Source organism: Cupriavidus sp. H19C3 (assembly GCF_049393815.1).
Lineage (GTDB): Bacteria > Pseudomonadota > Gammaproteobacteria > Burkholderiales > Burkholderiaceae > Cupriavidus.
The window spans coordinates 539,678-556,924 of record NZ_CP184986.1; the positions used below are offsets into that span (position 1 = coordinate 539,678).

15 protein-coding genes are annotated in these 17,247 nt (G+C 67.3%); 6 read left to right on the top strand and 9 right to left on the bottom strand.

What is annotated here, in order from left to right:
* Positions 1 to 24: 24 nt before the first annotated feature.
* The 3 genes from DFLDMN_RS21945 (at position 25) to DFLDMN_RS21955 (ending at position 3,322) form a co-directional block, all read left to right on the top strand.
* Positions 25 to 1,038 carry a LysR family transcriptional regulator gene (locus tag DFLDMN_RS21945; protein ID WP_423199977.1) on the top strand — a complete coding sequence of 338 codons (1,014 nt, stop codon included), beginning with the start codon at positions 25 to 27 and terminating at the stop codon, positions 1,036 to 1,038.
* Between the two features lie 207 nt (positions 1,039 to 1,245).
* Complete coding sequence (locus DFLDMN_RS21950; protein WP_423199978.1) at positions 1,246 to 2,217, top strand: Bug family tripartite tricarboxylate transporter substrate binding protein; 972 nt, start codon at positions 1,246 to 1,248, stop codon at positions 2,215 to 2,217.
* A 124-nt stretch (positions 2,218 to 2,341) separates the two neighbouring features.
* Positions 2,342 to 3,322, top strand: a complete 981-nt coding sequence (locus DFLDMN_RS21955) for a M14 family metallopeptidase (protein WP_423199979.1) — start codon at positions 2,342 to 2,344, stop codon at positions 3,320 to 3,322.
* Positions 3,323 to 3,397: 75 nt separating this feature from the next.
* Here the strand turns inward: DFLDMN_RS21955 and DFLDMN_RS21960 are convergent, their stop codons facing one another.
* The 6 genes from DFLDMN_RS21960 to DFLDMN_RS21985 form a co-directional block, all read right to left on the bottom strand.
* On the bottom strand, positions 3,398 to 5,695 hold the full coding sequence (locus tag DFLDMN_RS21960; RefSeq protein WP_423199980.1) for an exo-beta-N-acetylmuramidase NamZ domain-containing protein: 2,298 nt from the start codon (positions 5,693 to 5,695) through the stop codon (positions 3,398 to 3,400).
* A gap of 91 nt (positions 5,696 to 5,786) precedes the next feature.
* Entirely contained in the window at positions 5,787 to 7,076 is a 1,290-nt protein-coding gene (locus DFLDMN_RS21965; RefSeq protein WP_423199981.1) for a putative glycoside hydrolase, read from the bottom strand.
* Positions 7,069 to 8,010, bottom strand: a complete 942-nt coding sequence (locus DFLDMN_RS21970) for a polysaccharide deacetylase family protein (RefSeq protein ID WP_423199982.1) — start codon at positions 8,008 to 8,010, stop codon at positions 7,069 to 7,071. Before DFLDMN_RS21970 ends, DFLDMN_RS21965 begins: the two co-directional genes overlap by 8 nt.
* A gap of 149 nt (positions 8,011 to 8,159) precedes the next feature.
* Positions 8,160 to 9,116 (bottom strand): bifunctional helix-turn-helix transcriptional regulator/GNAT family N-acetyltransferase, encoded by a 957-nt coding sequence (locus tag DFLDMN_RS21975; RefSeq protein ID WP_423199983.1) that lies wholly within the window; start codon positions 9,114 to 9,116, stop codon positions 8,160 to 8,162.
* Between the two features lie 136 nt (positions 9,117 to 9,252).
* Positions 9,253 to 10,224: a TerC family protein gene (locus tag DFLDMN_RS21980; RefSeq protein WP_423199984.1), complete on the bottom strand. Its 972-nt coding sequence runs from the start codon at positions 10,222 to 10,224 to the stop codon at positions 9,253 to 9,255.
* Positions 10,225 to 10,310: 86 nt separating this feature from the next.
* Positions 10,311 to 10,817 (bottom strand): universal stress protein, encoded by a 507-nt coding sequence (locus DFLDMN_RS21985; protein ID WP_423199985.1) that lies wholly within the window; start codon positions 10,815 to 10,817, stop codon positions 10,311 to 10,313.
* 233 nt (positions 10,818 to 11,050) lie between these two features.
* On the opposite strand from DFLDMN_RS21985, the gene nhaR reads away from it, so the two are divergent.
* The 3 genes from nhaR to DFLDMN_RS22000 all read left to right on the top strand — a co-directional run bounded on the left by nhaR (position 11,051) and on the right by DFLDMN_RS22000 (position 15,166).
* A complete protein-coding gene (nhaR, locus tag DFLDMN_RS21990; RefSeq protein WP_423199986.1) occupies positions 11,051 to 11,989 on the top strand; it encodes a transcriptional activator NhaR in 939 nt (312 codons plus the stop codon).
* 321 nt (positions 11,990 to 12,310) lie between these two features.
* Positions 12,311 to 13,798, top strand: a complete 1,488-nt coding sequence (locus tag DFLDMN_RS21995; RefSeq protein ID WP_423199987.1) for an amidase — start codon at positions 12,311 to 12,313, stop codon at positions 13,796 to 13,798.
* A gap of 30 nt (positions 13,799 to 13,828) precedes the next feature.
* Positions 13,829 to 15,166 (top strand): MFS transporter, encoded by a 1,338-nt coding sequence (locus DFLDMN_RS22000; RefSeq protein ID WP_423199988.1) that lies wholly within the window; start codon positions 13,829 to 13,831, stop codon positions 15,164 to 15,166.
* Positions 15,167 to 15,386: 220 nt separating this feature from the next.
* On the opposite strand, the gene DFLDMN_RS22005 is transcribed toward DFLDMN_RS22000, so the two are convergent.
* From DFLDMN_RS22005 to DFLDMN_RS22015, 3 genes are all read right to left on the bottom strand, one after another.
* Entirely contained in the window at positions 15,387 to 15,881 is a 495-nt protein-coding gene (locus tag DFLDMN_RS22005; RefSeq protein ID WP_423199989.1) for a hypothetical protein, read from the bottom strand.
* A 113-nt stretch (positions 15,882 to 15,994) separates the two neighbouring features.
* A complete protein-coding gene (locus DFLDMN_RS22010) occupies positions 15,995 to 16,624 on the bottom strand; it encodes an SCO family protein (protein WP_423199990.1) in 630 nt (209 codons plus the stop codon).
* The gene (locus DFLDMN_RS22015) at positions 16,624 to 17,232 is read right to left on the bottom strand and encodes a c-type cytochrome (RefSeq protein WP_423199991.1); all 609 of its coding nucleotides are present in this window, start codon (positions 17,230 to 17,232) and stop codon (positions 16,624 to 16,626) included. The genes DFLDMN_RS22010 and DFLDMN_RS22015 overlap by 1 nt, the downstream gene beginning before the upstream one ends.
* Positions 17,233 to 17,247 lie beyond the last annotated feature (15 nt).

Sequence of the window (17,247 nt, forward strand, 5' to 3'; positions counted from 1 at the left end):
GTTCAATGCCGCTCGCGATCCCCTATGCATACCCGCTGGCTGGAAGACTTTATCTGCCTTGCCCAGGCCGGCAGCCTCGCGCGCGCCGCCGAATTGCGCAATGTGACGCCGCCCGCGTTCGGGCGGCGCATTCAGGCGCTGGAGGTCTGGGCCGGGGCGCCGCTGATCGACCGCAGCGCCTATCCCGTGCGCCTGACTGCCGAAGGCCGGCAGTTTCTGGAAGCGGCCGAGACCGCAGTCCGCACGCTCGACGAAACGCGGCTGGCGCTGCGCGCCGCCCATCGTGCCGACGCCAGCACGCTCACCATCGCCACCGGCAAGACGCTCGCGCGCTCGATGGTGCCGGCGTGGCTCGCGGGACTGCAAAAAGCCCTGCGTGGCGATCCGGTCGGCGACGGCTTTCGCACGCGCCTCTCGACCCATGCCACGCACGACGCGCTCGAACGATTCACGGAGGGGCAGGCGGATTTCCTGCTGTGCTATAGCCCGCACGATATGCCGGTAAGGCTCGACGATGCGAGCTACGTGTTCCACGCCGTTGGCGTCGAACGGCTCGTGTGCGTGTCCGCCGCCGATGGCAACGGCCGGGCAGCATTCCGGCTGCATGGTCCGCGCGCGTCGAAGGCTGGCGTCGCGACCATGGTGGCAGGCGCCGCCAAAGGCGCCAAGGGCGGCAGTGGGACAGGCGCCGGAGGCAAGGCGGTGGCGCCGGTCCCGTTTATCGCGTACGCCGAGACGCTGACCATGGGCCGCATGGTCAATCAGGAGATTGTCCGTCGCAAGCTTGCGAGCCAGCTGGACACCGTGGCCGTCAGCGATTTCGCCGAATCGGTGCATGAAATGGTGCGGCAGCATATGGGCCTTGCCTGGCTGCCGGCGCGGCTCGTCGCCGACGACCTCCATGCCGGCCGCCTGGTGCGAGCGGACAGCCATGGCGGCAATTCGGCCGATCTTGCGCTCGATATCCGGTTGTACCGGCCGCGCGCGCCGATGCGCCCGCTGGCGGAAGCCTTCTGGCGCGCCGCTACCGCAGCATAGGCAAGTGGCACCGGTCCGGCCGGCAAGGTCCGCCGTGCCATGCCGTCCGGGCACGGCGGTGCGCCCATGGCGCGACCACCCTGCGATGCACCATCCCGTCTCATTGCCGAATCTGCAAGTGCCATTGCCAAAGTCGCATGCCGGTGCCCATGATGCTTACTACCATGCGGCGTGCATCACCACGACAATATCCCTGCCGGAGAAATCATGAAGACACTGCTGCGCGCCGCATTCATCGCCACCCTGGGCTGCACCACTTGCGCCGCCATCGCGGCCGATGCCTATCCCGCCAAGCCGATCTCCCTGGTCGTTGGCTATACCGCCGGCGGCAGCGTCGATCTGGTGGCACGGTCGATCGCGCCCGAACTCGGCAAACGGCTTGGCCAGAGCGTGGTGATCGAGAACCTCGGCGGCGCTGGCGGTACCATCGGCGCGCAGAAGGTGGTCAAGGCCAACCCGGACGGCTACACGCTGCTGCTCGGCTCCGGCAGCGAAGTGTCCATCGCGCGCCTGACCAACCCGGCCGTACGCTATGACGGCGAGAAGGACCTGGCGCCCATCACGTTCGTCGGCACCCAGCCGATGGTGCTGGTCGGCAAACTGCAGTTGCCCGCCAAGGATGCGAAGGCGTTGATCGCGCTTGCGCAGAAGCAGCCCGGACAGCTGTCGTATGCGTCTTCCGGCGTCGGCACGCCGCTGAACCTGGCCGGCGAGCTGATCAAGCAGCAGGGCGGCATCCAGATTACGCACGTGCCGTACAAGGGCGCATCGGCCATGTCGACCGACCTGCTCGGCGGCCAGATCGACCTCGCGGTGATGGTGTTGTCGTCGGCGCTGCCGCATATCCAGGCCGGGCGCGTACGCGCCTATGGCGTGACCGAAGCAAAGCGTTCGAGCGCGGCGCCCAACGTGCCCGCACTGGCCGAAACCCCTGCGCTCAAGGGCGTGGACATGGGCGTATGGTTTGGCCTGATGGCGCCGGCCAATACGCCGAAGGCGGTGATCGACCGCCTGAACACCGAGATGCAGGCGGTGCTCGCCATGCCTGATGTGCGCCGCAAGCTCACCGAGGCCGGTGTCAATGTCAGCCCGGGTACGCCGGGCGAGTTTGCCGCGTTCGTGCAGCGGGAAACGGGGCGCTATCGCACCATCGTGCAGGCGGCCAATATTCGCGAATAACCGCGCATCGGCGCTGCCGCGCGCGCCGACATCGCCATCGGCCCAGTCATCAAGTCATCAAGTCATCAAGTCATCAAGTCATCAAGTCATCAAGTCATCAGCCAGGATAGGACAGGATTTACCCATGACATCATCGCAAGCGTTCGAGGCCTACCCCGTAGAGGTGGAGTTTCCCGATATCCGCCCCTATGCGCAAGGCAATACCGGCGTGCCGTACGTGCATACGTTCGACAGCGGCGCGCCGGGACCGCACGTGATGGTCAACGCCTTGACGCACGGCAACGAGGTATGCGGCGCGATCACCGTGGCGGGCCTGCTCGCGCACGGCCTGCGTCCGCGCCGCGGCCGCCTGACGCTGTCGTTCGCCAACGTCGAGGCGTATGCCCGCTTCGATGCCACGCAACCCGACGCGTCGCGCTTTGTCGACCAGGACTTCAACCGTGTATGGACGACCGCCGTACTCGACGACGCCGCGCGCGACTCCTCCGAATTGCGCCGGGCGCGCGCCATGCGTCCTGTCATCGATACCGTCGATCTGCTGCTGGACCTGCACTCGATGCACGAGAAGAGCCGGCCGCTGATCGTATCCGGGCCGCTCGACAAGGGCATTGCGCTCGCTCATGCGGTGGGCGCGCCGGCCGATATCGTGGTCGATGAAGGCCACCCCGAAGGCCGGCGCATGCGCGACTACGCGGACTTCGGCGATCCCGTCAGCGCACGTAACGCGATGCTGGTCGAATGCGGCCAGCACTGGGAGACGGCTTCCGTCGAGGTTGCGCGCGACACCACCGCACGCTTCCTCCGCCAGGCCGGCATCGTCGATGCCGCCGATTTGCCCGCCGGCTGGCTGCGGCCGTCGCCGGCGGCGCAGCGCGTGATCCGCGTCACGGAACCGGTGGTCGCGGCGAGCATGGATTTTCGCTTTGCCGGGCCATATACGGGGCTCGAAACCTTTGCAAAGGCCGGCGAGGTCATCGCCTGGCGCGACGGCCAGCCGGTGGTCACGCCGTACGACGACTGCGTACTGGTGATGCCCTCGCTCCGCCAGTTGCGGCCAGGGGTGACGGTGGTGCGGCTTGGACAGCTCGACCGCCGTGCTGGCTGACCGGGGCGACCGCGCCACGACTGTCAGCCGCGACGGCGGCAGGCACGTTGCCTTGCCGCAGTCCCCGCGGCGCGCTTAGTAGAGCAGATAGGCCGCCCGCCGCCGTGCGAAGTCCGCTGCCTGCGCATCCGCCAGCGCCTGGATCTGCGCGAGCGGGCGCTGGCCGCGCAGCATTTGCCAGACCGCATCGGAGCCCACGCTCACCCGTACGGCATCGATGCGAAACCGCACCGGATCCAGCGCCTGCAACGCCAGCACGAGCGCAAGACCGAGCTGACCTGGCTTGCGGGGGAGAGCGGGGCTCGCTTCGGCTAACCGCACGCCCGCGCATAGCTCGCCCGCATACGTGCCTTCGGTCGGCACAAAGTGGACCGGCGTATAGGTCACCAGCGGGTGGAGATACTGCAGCAGGGACGCCAGCGGCTCGGGCCGTATCCATGGCGCGCCCACGACGGCAAACGGCGTCCGCGTTCCGCGCCCGACGCTGACGGCCGCCCCTTCCACCAGTGCGACATCGGGATACCATGCCAGCGCGCGTGTATCGGGGAGATTCGGCGAGGGCGGTATCCATCCCAGGCCAGTGTCCTCGAACGACATGTTCCGTTGGTATCCGCGCATGCGTATCACGCGCACATCCGCGCCGATACTGCGCTCGGCATTGAACATGCGGGCCAGTTCGCCGACGGTCATGCCGTGGGTCAGCGCGAGCGGATGATAGGCCGTCAGCGCAGGCGGCCCGGCATCGGAAACCGGTCCGCTGGCGTCGCGCGCGCCGAGCGGGTTCGGCCGATCGAGCACGAACAGCGGTATGCCGGCCGCCGCGGCGGATTCCATGGCCTGGCCCAGCATCGCGATGTAGGTAAAGAAGCGGACGCCGGCATCCTGGATATCGAACACGAGGGCGTCCACGTCGGCCAGGTCCCCCTTGGGAATTCCCCATTCCCCACGGTACAGGCTGCGCACCGGCAGGCCGGTACGCCCGTCGACCGTATCGCCAAAACGCGTATCCAGGTCGGTATCGAGGCCATGCTCCGGCGCAAAGATTCTCACGAGCCCCACGCCGGGCGCCTGGGCAAGCACGTCGATGGTGCGCCGCCCATAGCGGTCGAAGCCGCTCCGGTTGGTCACCAGGGCAATGCGTTTGCCTGCCAGCGGCGCAAAGTCCATGGACGCCAGCACGTCGATGCCGCTGAGCACGGGACCGCGCGCTACGGGCAACCGGGCCTGGCGCGCGATCGCTGGCGCCATCGTCGGCACCGCCACGGCGACCTGGCGGGCGGTCAGAGGCGCGGCGTCGCTGGCGAGCGCGCCCAGAACATTGGCGCGCAGCGGCGACGCATCGCCATGCGCGCCGGCATACAGGCGGCTGCTGAGGACGATGACGTAGCGGCGCGTCGCCAGATCGATCCATAGTCCCGTGCCGGTGTAGCCGAGATGCGCAATCATGCCGGCCTGCGCGCCCCGGTACCGGTTGGCGACCAGCGGCGGTTCGATGCTCCACCCGAGCGAACGCAAGGGGCCGGTCGCTTCCAGCGTGGCGGGTGTGATCATTTGCTGCACGCTGTCGCGCGACAGGATCGGCGCGGCCGGGTCCGGGCCGGCGCCTTCCCGCAGCAGCATGCGCGCGAATATCGCCAGATCGGCCGCCGTGGCGAACAGTCCGGCGTTGCCGGAGACGCCGCCCAGCGCGGCGGCGATGGGGTCCTGCACGGTCCCGCGCACCACCGGATCGCCCTGGTCGACGGTCGGCGCCGTGTCAGCGGCCACGGAATGAAAGCCGGTACGACGCATCTGCAATGGCGCGAAGATATTGGCTTCGCTCCATGCGTCGAGTGCCATGCCACTCACGCGCGCGACCAGTTCGCCGAGCACGACAAAGTTGATATCGCTGTAGATCACCTCGCTGCCGGGAGCGGCACGCGGTGCCATGGCGACCACGTCGCGCAGCACCGCCGCCCGCGCGGCTGCCCCGCCCCTCAGCGCGCGCGCCGAGGAGACGCCGGCCTGCAGGCCGGACGTGTGGGTCAGAAGCTGCCGCACCGTGATGGCCTCTTTGCCGTGCTGCCCGAACGCGGGCCATACGCTGCTCGCCGGCGCGTCGAGCGCCAGCCTGCCGCGTTCGACCAGTTGCAGGATCGCGGTGGTGGTCGCCACCGGCTTGGTCAGCGAAGCCAGGTCGAACACCGTGTCGAGAGTCATGGCTTCCGCGCGCGCACCGCTTACCCGCTCGCCGGCGGCGCGCCGGTACAGCACGTTGTCCGCATCGCCGATCAGGATTACCGCGCCCGGCACGTGACCCGCGGCAATCTCCGTATCGATCACGGCGTCGAGCGTGCGGATGGCGCGCGGCGTCAGCGCCGCGGCCGTGGACATATCCACCCACGCCACGCACAGGAGCAGCAGTGCAATGCCCAGCGCCGGCACGAAAGCGTGCCCGCCCCGCCCATCGCGTGACAGGCCTCGTTCAGCGAGGCAGCGCGTCCGGATCATAGCGATTGCGCGGGTTCCACAGCATCCATCCGTCCGTGCCCGCACCGTCGGCGGCCTCCACCTGCTCGCGAATCTCGGCGGCCTCGAACGGCTTGCGGTCGAACGCATAGTCGCGGAACGCCTGCAGCCATGGGCGGAACCTGACCCCGGGCAGGCCGGTACGCCGCCTGGCTTCGGCGAGCGAACGCCCGACGATCTCGCCCGGATGCTCGGTGGGACGGTTGCAGCCAGGCAGTCCCCAGGTGAACCCTGACGGATAGAGCATCGGAGAGATGTAGTCGACCGCCGCGCCAAGCGTCTCGATCTGCTGGCCGATGGCGGTGTCGTCATGGTTCCAGCACACATAGCCGAAGATATCGGCCGACAGGAACACGTTGTACGGACGCAGCCGCTCGCGCGCCGCCTGCAGGAAGCCGGTAATCGCGGCGACGCGGTTTGCTTCGGTGTTGGGATCGCTGAAGCGCAACCCGCTGGCATCGGGAAAGCGCAGATAGTCGAACTGCACTTCGTCGAAGCCGAGCCGGGCCGCCTCTTCGGCGATATCGAGCTGGTGCGGCCATGCCGCGCGGATGGTCGGGTCGATCCACCGCAGGTTCTCGCGGTCGCGCCATGGGTTGCCGCGCGCGTCGCGCACGGCCCACTCCGGATGCGCCGTGGCCAGCGGGTCGTCCTTGAAGACCACGATGCGGGCGATCAGGTAGAGGCCGCGCGCATGCAACTGGCTCACCAGCGCCGCAAAATTCTGCACGCGCGGCGGCGGCTTGATAGCGCCGCCGTCGGCACCCGCCGCGTGGCGTGCGGCGCTCGGATAGGGCGTCAGGCCGCGGTCGCCCTTGAGGTCGATCACCAGCGCATTGATCGCCGTGACGTGCTGCAGCGCGAGGGCGTCGTCGCGCAGCGTCTGGCTGGAAATGCCGTACACGGACAGATAGACCGCCTTCGGCCGGACGGGAGGCAGCGCCACCGGCGGCACCTCGATGGCATCGCAGCCCGGCGTCAGGGCGGCGCGCCCAAAGCCTGGTGCCCGCACATGGATGGTGCTGTCGGCGCAATCGTTGCGCCTGGGCAGCACGAAGTATCCATGGGCATCGGTGCGTACCTCGCGCCCGCCGCGCGTCACGATGGCGCCCGCTACCGGACGACCATCGACGGCGCTGACGACGTTACCGGTCGCCTGCGGGCTACCGGGCTGGGCCACGGCAAACGCGCCGTACAGTGCCAGCCATGCGCAGAGGTGCCAGCGGCGGCGGGTCCGGTCAGTCATCGTTGCGCTCCGCGCGGTGAAGGATCTGCTGCATGCACGCGTTCCCGCATGCGTCCGTGATCAGGTAGCGCGGCAGCGCCATGACGGGCGCGGCGCGCGTGAGGGGGCGCGCATCGAGGCTAAACGCGGCGGTATGGCCGGCCTCGGCCGCAAACGCTTCCAGCTGCCGATCGTGGATGCCGAATGGCCATGCCAGCAGCGTGGCGGGCGAACCGGTCTCCGCATGGATGCGCGCGCGCGCCTTTTCCAGCTGCGCCAGCACGAAGGCGCGATAGCCGGCGGCATCGCGATGCGCACGTTCGGTATGGAAATTGGGATGCCAGTAGGTGTGGGACTCGATCGCGTACGCGCCGTCCTGCCTGAGCGCCCGCAACTGATCCCACGTCATGGCATACGACGCATTGGAAATCGCCGACGGGTAGATAAACAGGGTGACGGGCAGCGGCGTGGTACGGGCGCGCAGCAGCGGCTGCAGCACGTCGTGGACGGAGCGATGGCCATCGTCCACGCAGATCGCCACCGCATGCGCGGGCACCGCGGCGTCGTCGCCGGCGTACCAGGTCAGGGCCGCCGCCAGCGGCACCACCTCAAAGCCAGCCTGCGCGATGGTCCGCAAGTGCCCCTCGAAGGTTGCCGTGCGCACCGTCATGGCATCTTTCGCCGTCGCCGCAAAACGATGGTAGACAAGGATCGGGATCGCCCTGGCGGGGGGCGGCTTGTCGGGCGTATCCGGTGTATCCGACGTGTGCGACGTGTGCGACGTGTGCGACGTGTGCGACGTGTGCGACGTGTGCGGCGTGTCCAGCGGATGCGGCGTATCCAGCGTATGCGGCGGGCGCGCGCTCGCCGTCAGCGCGGCCTGCGCGACCAGGGCGCCCAGGGCCAATATGACGCAGGCGCGACGGAACCGCGTGAGAAAGTGGATGCGCTGCATGGCGGAGGCTTCCGGGGACACTTTGATGCATTGTGTCCGCTTGCGTCGGCACGCCCTTGCGCCAAATCAAGGTGGCGCCATCGGCTCGTTGGTCTCGTGGAAGACAGGAACTCGTCTCAAGTCCTTCAACACAGCGCTGCAGCGTGCACTCACAACTCGCGGGCCCAGATCTGACCGATCAGGTCCTTGCCGAAGCTGTGATGCGCTTCCTCTTCCACCAGCCGGAAGCCGGCTTTCTCATAGATGCGCCGCGCGTCGGCCAGCACGCTGTTGGTCCACAGCATCATGCGCTGGTAGCCGACGGAGCGCGCAAAACGCAGGCATTCGTCGACCAGCCGGTGGCCGATGCCCATGCCGCGCGCGCTGGCGTCGACATAGAGCAGGCGGAGCTGGGCGGTCTCCGCATCGTGTCGCACGACGAAGATCGACCCCACCGGTCTGCCGTCCTTTTCCGCGATCCAGCATCGCTCCGATGCGGGGTCGTGCTCGCGCAGGTACTTCGCCACGATCTCCGCGACCAGTGCTTCAAACTCCGTATTCCACCCGTACTCGTGCGCATACAGTTCCGCCTGCTTGCAGACGATCCAACCCATATCGCCTGGCCGCGGATATCGCAGGACATAGCTTGGCGTCGATTCGCCCAGCAGCCCGGTGATCTGCGCCATGGCGTCCACCAGTTGCCGCTGCTGGTCTTCCGTCAGTTGACCGAGCAGCGCCATGACTTCCTTGCGCGAGGCCTGGTTCAACGGCTTGAAGGTCTTGCGGCCAGACGCGGTGAGTGCGAGTTCGCTCACACGGGCATCCGCTTCCGACCGCTTCTTGACGATCAGGCCGCGCTTTTCGAAGCCGGCGATGACGCGGCTCACGTAGCCGGCATTCAGCCCGAGTTCCCGGCACAGGTCGGAGCTCGTCAGCCCGTCGCGATGCGCGAGCTCGTAGAGAATGCGCGCCTCGGTCAGCGAATAGTCGCTCTCCAGCAGATGCTCATGCAGGAGTCCGATCTGGCGGGTGTAGAAGCGATTGAAGCGCCGGACGGACTCGGCGCGGGTGGAGAGCGCGTCGAGGGTGGGCTGGGGCGAGTCGAGGGGGGAGGGCCTGGCGGACATGGCGGGTCCTGATAGTTGCCTGAGGCAAATTATTGTTTGCCTCAGGCAATAAATCAAGTCCCCGGCCCGGCCCTCCAGTTCATCCGGCCCCGCCGGCCCTGTTGCCCTGACGGACGGCGCGGGGATCCGCCGGCCGTCAGGTCGCGCGTTCGCGCAGTTTGCGTCCGGAGAACCTGAGGCTCAGCAGGACCGACAGCAGGATCACCGAGCCGACGATGGCCAGCGACCACTGCACGGGCATATGGAACCAGGGCGCCGCCAGCATCTTGCCGCCAATGAAGATCAGCACCAGTGCCAGCCCGTACTTGAGCAGGTGAAAGCGCTCGGACATGTCGGCAAGCAGGAAGTAGAGCGCGCGCAGGCCCATGATCGCGAAGATATTGGACGTAAAGACGATAAACGGGTCGGTGGTCACGGCGAAGATGGCCGGAATGCTGTCGACGGCGAAGACGAGGTCGCTGGCTTCGATCATCATCAGCACCAGGAACATCGGTGTGGCCCAGCGCAGGCCGTCGATCCGCACGAAGAACTTCTCGCCGTGGAATCCCGGCGTGATGCGTATATGCCCGCGCAGCCAGCGCAACAACGGATTCTTTTCCAGGTCGGGCTGCCTGTCGGCGAAGATCAGCATCTTGACGCCGGTCACCATCAGGAAGGCTCCGAACACGTACAGGATCCAGGCGAACTCGCTCACGAGCCATACGCCGGCCAGGATCATGCCGGCACGCATGACGATGGCACCCAGCACGCCGTACAGCAGCACGCGCCGCTGCAGTTCCGGCGGCACGGCGAAGTAGGTGAAGATCATCACGAAGATGAACATGTTGTCGATCGACAGCGACTGTTCGATCAGGTAGCCGGTGATGAACTCCAGCGCCTTGTTGTTGGCGATCTCGCGGCCGGCATTTACGTCGAGATACCACCAGAGCAGGCCAGCGAAGGCGCATGCCATCGTGACCCATGCGATCACCCATGCGCCCGCCTCCCTGACCGACACGCGGTGCGCCTTGTTGCCGCCGAATACGAACAGGTCCAGCGCCAGCATCGCCAGCACAAAGACGATAAAGCCTGCCCACATCGGGCCGGTCGCGAAGGAATCAACGAGCATGGTGAGAGCAGAATCCGATGGTGCGCCCGCCGCTCAGCAGGGCGCGGGTTGACGACACGTGCGCGCACTGGACCGCGCGCAAGGCTTCACGCGTGGCTCGCCAGCAGCAGGGCAAGGCCGGCCCCCACGCCGGCCGGAATACCGACGCGCTCGATCAGCGGGGCCGGCGCACCGCCGATCACCTCGACCGGTACGGGGCAATTTTCGAGCAACTGACTGGTAAGCGAGTGTTCCACCGCACGCACCAGCGCGCTCTTGCGCGTCGTGCCGATCAGCACCCTATCGCAGTGCAGTTGCCGCGCCATCTCCGCGATGCGGTCCGCCTTGTCGCCGACTTCGCGGTGCGCGACATGCGGCACGCCGGCTGCGGCCAGCAGGCGCCGTGCCTCGGCAAGCTCGTGGTCGGACCGTTCGCGCTGGAATTCGGCGCGCAGGCCGCGGTCGACATGGCGATTCACGTAAGGGGAGAAGGGCGGCTGCACGTTCAACAGATGGACGCGCCGAACCTCGCCGCGGCGGAATTGAGTGATGGCATGCCGCACCGCCAGCAACGCGCCGGGCGATCCGTCGCAAGGCAGAAGAAGCGTGGCCATATGCAGGTCTCCTGAGTGGATGAGTGGGATACGCAGGCGGCGGCGCTTCGGCGAGTCCGTTGACCGGACAAGACGCGCCGGGCCTTCGCCCTTGCGCTGGCGGCGTCTGGCGTATGACAACTGCAATCTAGGGGGTAAACCTGCGCGCGAAAAGCAGATTGTTCGGATACCATCGTTCGAAAAAACGGGAGGATTTCGCCTGCAACGTCAGGCACCGATCAGGGCCGGTCCTCATGAACTACAAGCATCTGCACTACTTCTATCAGGTGGCTCGGCTCGGTGGCGTCAATCGGGCCAGCGAGCGTCTGCATCTGTCGCCGCAAACCATCAGTGGCCAGATTCAGTCGCTCGAGGCCGCGCTTGGCACGCCGCTGTTTGCCAAGAGTGGTCGCGGCCTGGCGCTTACCGATAGCGGGCGCATGGTGTTCGAGTACGCCGAAGCGATTTTCTCGATCGGCGCGGAACTCGAGGTGGCCGTGCGCGAGTCGCCGCGCCGGGGCAAACCGCTGGACTTTCGCGTGGGCGTGGCCGACGCCGTGCCAAAGACCATCGCCTGCCGGCTGATCGAGCCCGCGACGCAGTTGCCGGAGCCTGTTCGCATCGTCTGTCGCGAGTGGAAGCTGGACCTGCTGCTGGCCGAGCTGGCACTGCACCGCCTCGACCTCGTGATCGCGGATGCGCCCATACCATCCGACGTCAGCGTGCGCGCCTTCAACCATCGGCTGGGCGGCAGCGGCATCAGCTTTTTTGCCGCGCCCCGCCTGCGTGAATTCTGCCGAAAGCCCTTTCCCGCTTGCCTCGATGGCGCACCGATGCTGATGCCGGCCGAGGAGTCCGCCGTGGGTCAGCGTCTGCGCCATTGGCTGCAGGCGCGCTCCCTGACGCCGCGCGTCGTCGGTGAGTGCGACGACAGTGCGCTCGCCAAGGAATTCGGGCGGCGGGGACTCGGCATCTTTATCGGACCCACGGTCCTGGAGAAGGACATCGAAAAGCAATTCGATGTACGCGCGCTGGGCGCGACGCCGGAAGTCTCGGAGGAGTTCTTCGCCATCTCGGTCGAACGGCGCATCACGCATCCGTGCGTGACGGCGATCACCGAGTCGGCCCGCAACGCGCTTTTCGCCCCGGCGGCCACTCGACGCGGCAAGACCCGTGGGGTCTCGCGCGCGTGAGGATTGCACCCCGCAATGCACCAAACGGTATACAGTTTTGCCGATATTGGTGCGCTCGCCATGCTCCAATGCGGCGCAGCATGGCCCCGGCAGGGTCCCCGGATGGCGCGGTTGGGCGGCTCGGGGAGGCTTGGGGTGGCTCGGAGACGCTCGGGGACGCTCGTGGGAGGCTAATTCGGCGGCCTGGCCCCGGCGTCCCGCCGGTTCGCCTTGGCATAAATACTGCCTTGTGAATTCCGCGAATCTGAATATAGTATACCAAACCACGAAAACCAGCCGGCGTGCCCGCCGGTTGGACCACCTATAAGCTGGAGCCCCCAATTGACGCTGCCCGACCTGCCGTCCGCCGATTCATCCTGGCCCGATTGCCGCTGGATGCCCGCGCACGCCGCCGCTGAACAGCTGGCGCGTGGCGACACCACGGCGCTGGCACTGGTGGACGCGTGTCAAGCGGCATGGCAGGCCCACCATGGCCAGGTCAACGCGATGGTGTTGGCCGACTTCGAGGCCGCGCGGGATGCCGCGGCCCAGAGCGATGCGCGGCGGCAGGCCGGGCGTTCGCGTGGCCGGCTCGACGGCATTCCGTTTTCGGTCAAGGAGTCGTTCGACGTGGCGGGCTGGCCGACCACGTGCGGCGCGCCCGCGCGTCGCACGCATCGCGCCACGGCCGATGCCGCCGTGGTCGAGCGTCTGCGCGCGCAAGGTGCCGTGCTGCTCGGCAAGACCAACGTACCGCTGGGCCTGCGCGACTGGCAGACCTACAACGCCATCTACGGCACCACGCGCAATCCGCACGACCTGTCGCGCACGCCGGGTGGTTCCTCGGGCGGCAGCGCCGCCGCCGTCTGCGCCGGCATGAGCTTTTTCGATATCGGTTCGGATATCGGCTCGTCGCTGCGCAACCCCGCCCACTACTGCGGCGTGTTCTCGCACAAGAGCAGCCACGGCATCGTGCCGCTGCGCGGTCATGGCAATGCCAGGCCTGGCTTTGCCGCGCAAGACATCAACGTTGCCGGCCCCGTGGCCCGCAGTGCGCGCGATCTGGAACTGGTGCTGCGCGCCATCGCCGGGCCGGACACCGACGTAGGCGCCGCCTGGCGGCTCGATCTGCCGGCGTGCGACCTCGCGCGGCTGGAGCGCTTTCGTGTCGCGGTGCTGCCGAGCCATCCGCTGGCCGAGACCGATGCCACCGTCAGCGGCGCCATCGAGCGGCTCGGCCACTGGCTGGAGCAGGCCGGTGCACAGGTCGCCTGGGATGCGCGGCCCGATTTCGACGCCGCCCAGCTCTGGCGCGTCTATGTTCTGCTGCTGCGTGCCACCACATCGCTGTATATGGACGACGCGGCGTTTGCCGAGACCGTTGCGCGTGCCGGCCATCCCGATAGCGAAGACGCCGACTACGCCACGCTGCAATTCACGGGCGCGGCACTGAGCCATCGCCACTGGCTGCTGCTGCAGCAGGCGCGCGAATCCTTCGCGCAGGCGTGGCAGCGCTTCTTTGGCACCTATGACGTGCTGCTGTGCCCGGCCGCATCCACCACGGCATTTCCGCTCGACGAAGCGGGCGAGCCGTGGCAGCGCTCCATCACGGTCAACGGCCGCGCCTGGCCGCTGACGTCGCAATTGTTCTGGGCGGGCCACTCGGGCCTGTGCGGGCTGCCGTCGACCGTCGCGCCGATCGGCCCGGCCAGCGATGGCCTGCCCGTGGGCGTGCAGATCGTTGCCGGCCGCTATCGCGACCTGACGTCGCTGCGCTTTGCGCAGTTGCTGGAAGACGCGGGCTACGCGTTCCGGGCGCCAGGCATCTGACGCATATCGCAAAAAAAGGGGAGGGTGAACATGCTGGACTGGTTCAGGGAGTTGTCGCGCGCCGAGCGCAAGGGATTCTACGGGGCGTTCCTCGGGCATGCGGTCGACGTGTTCGACTTCATGATCTATTCGTTCCTGATATCGACGCTGCTTGCGCAGTGGGGCATGAGCAAATCGATGGCGGGCGCCATCGTGACCTGGACGCTGGTGTCGTCGCTGGTGGGTGCGGTCGGAGCCGGCCTGCTGGCGGATCGCTTCGGGCGGGTGCGCGTGCTGCGCTGGACCATCCTCGTGTTTGCCGTGTCGTGCTTTCTGTGCGGCATCGCCAATTCGCCGGAGCAACTGATGGCGTTCCGCATGCTGCAAGGGCTGGGCTTCGGCGGCGAGTCGTCGCTGTGCATGGTGCTCGTGACCGAGCTGATCCGCAACCCTGCGCATCGCGGCAAATACTCGGGCTTTACCGCCAGCAGCTATTCGTTTGGCTGGGGCGGGGCAGCCATTGCGTACGCCATCACGTTCAACCTGTTCGAGCCCGAGGTCGCGTGGCGCGTCTGCTTCTTCCTGGGCATTCTGCCCGCGCTGGTGGTGGTGTATCTGCGCCGCAATCTGCAGGAGCCCGAAGTGTTCCTCAAGAGCCGTGCGGAACGTGGCACGGTTTCGCCGGGCGCGGACCTGGCGCGCGTGTTCCGCAAGCCGCTGCTGCGCAAGACGGTGCTGTGCAGCCTGCTGTCCGGCGGCATGCTCGGGGCCTACTACGCCATCGCCACCTGGCTGCCGACGTTCCTCAAGACCGAGCGCGGGCTGTCGGTGTTCGGCACCAGTTCCTACCTGGCCGTCACCATCCTCGGGTCGCTGGTCGGCTACGTGGCAGGCGCTTATGCGACCGACCGCTGGGGCCGCCGCCTGACCTATATCGCATTCGCGGCGGGCGCGTTCGTGATGGCCATGATCTACATGGTGATCCCGGTCTCCAATACGTCGATGCTGTTCCTCGGCTTCCCCCTCGGCGTGCTGATGCAGGGCGTGTTCTCGGGCATCGGTGCGACCATCTCCGAGTCGTATCCGAGCAGCGTGCGTGCCACGGGCTACGGGGTGTCGTATAACCTGGGCCGGGTGATCGGCTCGTTCTTCCCGCTGGCCGTGGGTTGGCTCAACAGCGGACGCACGACGCTGGCATTGGGCATCGCCATGGTGGCCGGCGTGGGCTACGCGCTGGTGATGGTGTCGGCCGCGCTGTTGCCCGAGACCTCCGGGATCGACCTGGGGCAGGCCGGCGGCGACGACGAGCATGAGGCAGACGCGGCCGTGCAGGCCGCGGGCATGTCGTCCGTCGCGGTTCCGGCCACGTCCGCGGGCAAGCCCGCCTGAGCTGGCCGGCGCCGCCGTCGTCCGGCGTCGGCACCTCGACCCGGTTCAGGACATCGGACGGACCAGAGCGGTCGATGCGAACGGCAAACATATCGGCTCCATCAGGTACGTCATTCACCCGGAGCCACGATATGTATAACCTCGTGCGGCAATAGGGCCCGTCCGTGCGCAAGAGATGTCGAGCGCGTGCCAGAATGCCGCGGCAAGGCGGATGCGTCAGCTACACGTGAAAGAACGCCTTGTCCTCGCGGCTCAGATGTCGCACCGCGTGCGCGAGCCAGAGCGCGCCCGTGCCTGCGGCGAGCCAGATGAGGCAGTGGCCGACCGCGAGCTGCTCGTCCAGGCGATAGCGATTGCACAGGCGCACGGGCGCGTCGACATACAGGGAGCCGACGATCGCCATCATGGGGAGCAGGTTGCCGAGGAAGAACGCCTGTACCACGATGGTAGCCGGCCGCCATGACAGGCGCAGCGCGATGCCGCACAGCGCCAGCATGAGGCATTTCAGCACCTCGACACCGCTATCGGCGGGCGCAAGGTCCAGCAGGCGCGGCACCATGCCCAGTGCGGCGTTCAGCGTGACCAGCGCGAGACCGGCCACACCATGTGCATTCCAGCGCGCCAGCCCGCTGCGCCAGGCTTGCGGCATCGGGCCGGCCAGCAGACTGCCGGCCAGGACCAGCACCGGGAACTGCACCAGCATATGCAGCGCCATGCTCGTCTCCAATGCATGACGCATGGGGGGTGGCAGCACGGCGCAGAACAGCACGACCGCGGCCATCCCTTCACGCCGTGCGCTGGCATATCGTTCCAGGCTGCGCATGGCTGCTAACGCTTCGCCGCCAGCTGACGAGCCAGCGCGAGGGCATCGCCGTATCGCTCGTAATCGTAGATCTGGATCAGGCGCCCGCTCCGATCGAGCACCAGCAGCGCCGCGTTATGCGCGTAGCCGCCCAGTCCATCCGGTATGACGACCACGCCGTAGCGCTCGAGCAGGGCATGCAGTCCCGCTGCCTGCGTCGGCACCACAAACCGCCAGATCCTCGGATCGGCGTGCAGTCCGGCGCCATATGCTTTCAGAACCTCGGCACGGTCGTGCGTCAGATCAAAACTGACCGAGAGCAGTTGTACGCGCGCACCACGATGGCCGCTGTCGGCTTGCATGGCAGCCTGCAAACGCGAGAATGTTCCGCCCAGCTGCGAGCAGACCGTCACGCAGCGTGTGTAGATGAAGTCCATGATGGTGGCACCCGCGCCGGCGGATAGCAGGGCTGGCATCGGGCTGGCATCGAGGCCTGGCCCATGCACGGATACCTCGGGTGCGGCAACCGGCGATTGCACGACCGCAAGCCGTCTGGCACCCTCGGCGGTCCAGATGCGAAAGTCCATGGTCAGCCAGGCGCCTGCCAGATAGGCCATCATGCACACCGCGAGGGTGACTGTCGTGGTGCGCCACATTACGGCTTTGCCACCAGCGCACGCAGTTCGTCGCCGCTGGCGAACGGCGCCGTGCGAATCATGCCCTGGCGCTCGGCCGCGACCTGTCCGGCATCCACCGCGCTGGCATGGTTGGACCACTGCGCACGAACATAGGTTGCGACGGCGGCGACTTCCGCATCCGACAGCCTGGCGAAGGAGGGCATCGTGCCCTTGTAGACGGTGTCCTTGACCTTGATCTCGCCATCGATGCCATGCAGCAGGATATTGATCACGATGCGGTGGTCCGCATTGACCCATTCGGATCCGTCCAAGGGCGGGAAAACGCCGGGTACGCCCATCCCGGTCGCCTGGTGACAGGCCGCGCAGTTGGCGCCGAAGATCGACTTGCCGTCCGCGCGCTCGCCTCCGGCGACGGTCGCAGGCCTGGCGGCGAGATCGGCAACGGTGCGGCGATCGCCGAGCATATAGCTGCCGAATGGATCGGAGAAGAATACATAGGACACGCCGACGGCAATCACCGCCGCGGTCACGAGCGCGGCGCGCCGTGGCATCGGCTGGGTGGCTTCATAAGGATCGGCAGGCTCGCGCGCCTGCGCCTCATGGGGGCGAGTGGAATTGGCGTTCATGGGCGTATTGCGCTC

What these genes read in the sequence shown, in the direction of transcription:
- DFLDMN_RS21945 (WP_423199977.1), top strand. Translation starts at nt 25, where the DNA reads ATGCATACCCGCTGGCTGGAAGACTTTATCTGCCTTGCCCAGGCCGGC.
- DFLDMN_RS21950 (WP_423199978.1), top strand. Translation starts at nt 1,246, where the DNA reads ATGAAGACACTGCTGCGCGCCGCATTCATCGCCACCCTGGGCTGCACC.
- DFLDMN_RS21955 (WP_423199979.1), top strand. Translation starts at nt 2,342, where the DNA reads ATGACATCATCGCAAGCGTTCGAGGCCTACCCCGTAGAGGTGGAGTTT.
- DFLDMN_RS21960 (WP_423199980.1), bottom strand. Translation starts at nt 5,695, where the DNA reads ATGTCCACGGCCGCGGCGCTGACGCCGCGCGCCATCCGCACGCTCGAC.
- DFLDMN_RS21965 (WP_423199981.1), bottom strand. Translation starts at nt 7,076, where the DNA reads ATGACTGACCGGACCCGCCGCCGCTGGCACCTCTGCGCATGGCTGGCA.
- DFLDMN_RS21970 (WP_423199982.1), bottom strand. Translation starts at nt 8,010, where the DNA reads ATGCAGCGCATCCACTTTCTCACGCGGTTCCGTCGCGCCTGCGTCATA.
- DFLDMN_RS21975 (WP_423199983.1), bottom strand. Translation starts at nt 9,116, where the DNA reads ATGTCCGCCAGGCCCTCCCCCCTCGACTCGCCCCAGCCCACCCTCGAC.
- DFLDMN_RS21980 (WP_423199984.1), bottom strand. Translation starts at nt 10,224, where the DNA reads ATGCTCGTTGATTCCTTCGCGACCGGCCCGATGTGGGCAGGCTTTATC.
- DFLDMN_RS21985 (WP_423199985.1), bottom strand. Translation starts at nt 10,817, where the DNA reads ATGGCCACGCTTCTTCTGCCTTGCGACGGATCGCCCGGCGCGTTGCTG.
- nhaR (WP_423199986.1), top strand. Translation starts at nt 11,051, where the DNA reads ATGAACTACAAGCATCTGCACTACTTCTATCAGGTGGCTCGGCTCGGT.
- DFLDMN_RS22000 (WP_423199988.1), top strand. Translation starts at nt 13,829, where the DNA reads ATGCTGGACTGGTTCAGGGAGTTGTCGCGCGCCGAGCGCAAGGGATTC.
- DFLDMN_RS22005 (WP_423199989.1), bottom strand. Translation starts at nt 15,881, where the DNA reads ATGGCGCTGCATATGCTGGTGCAGTTCCCGGTGCTGGTCCTGGCCGGC.
- DFLDMN_RS22010 (WP_423199990.1), bottom strand. Translation starts at nt 16,624, where the DNA reads ATGTGGCGCACCACGACAGTCACCCTCGCGGTGTGCATGATGGCCTAT.
- DFLDMN_RS22015 (WP_423199991.1), bottom strand. Translation starts at nt 17,232, where the DNA reads ATGAACGCCAATTCCACTCGCCCCCATGAGGCGCAGGCGCGCGAGCCT.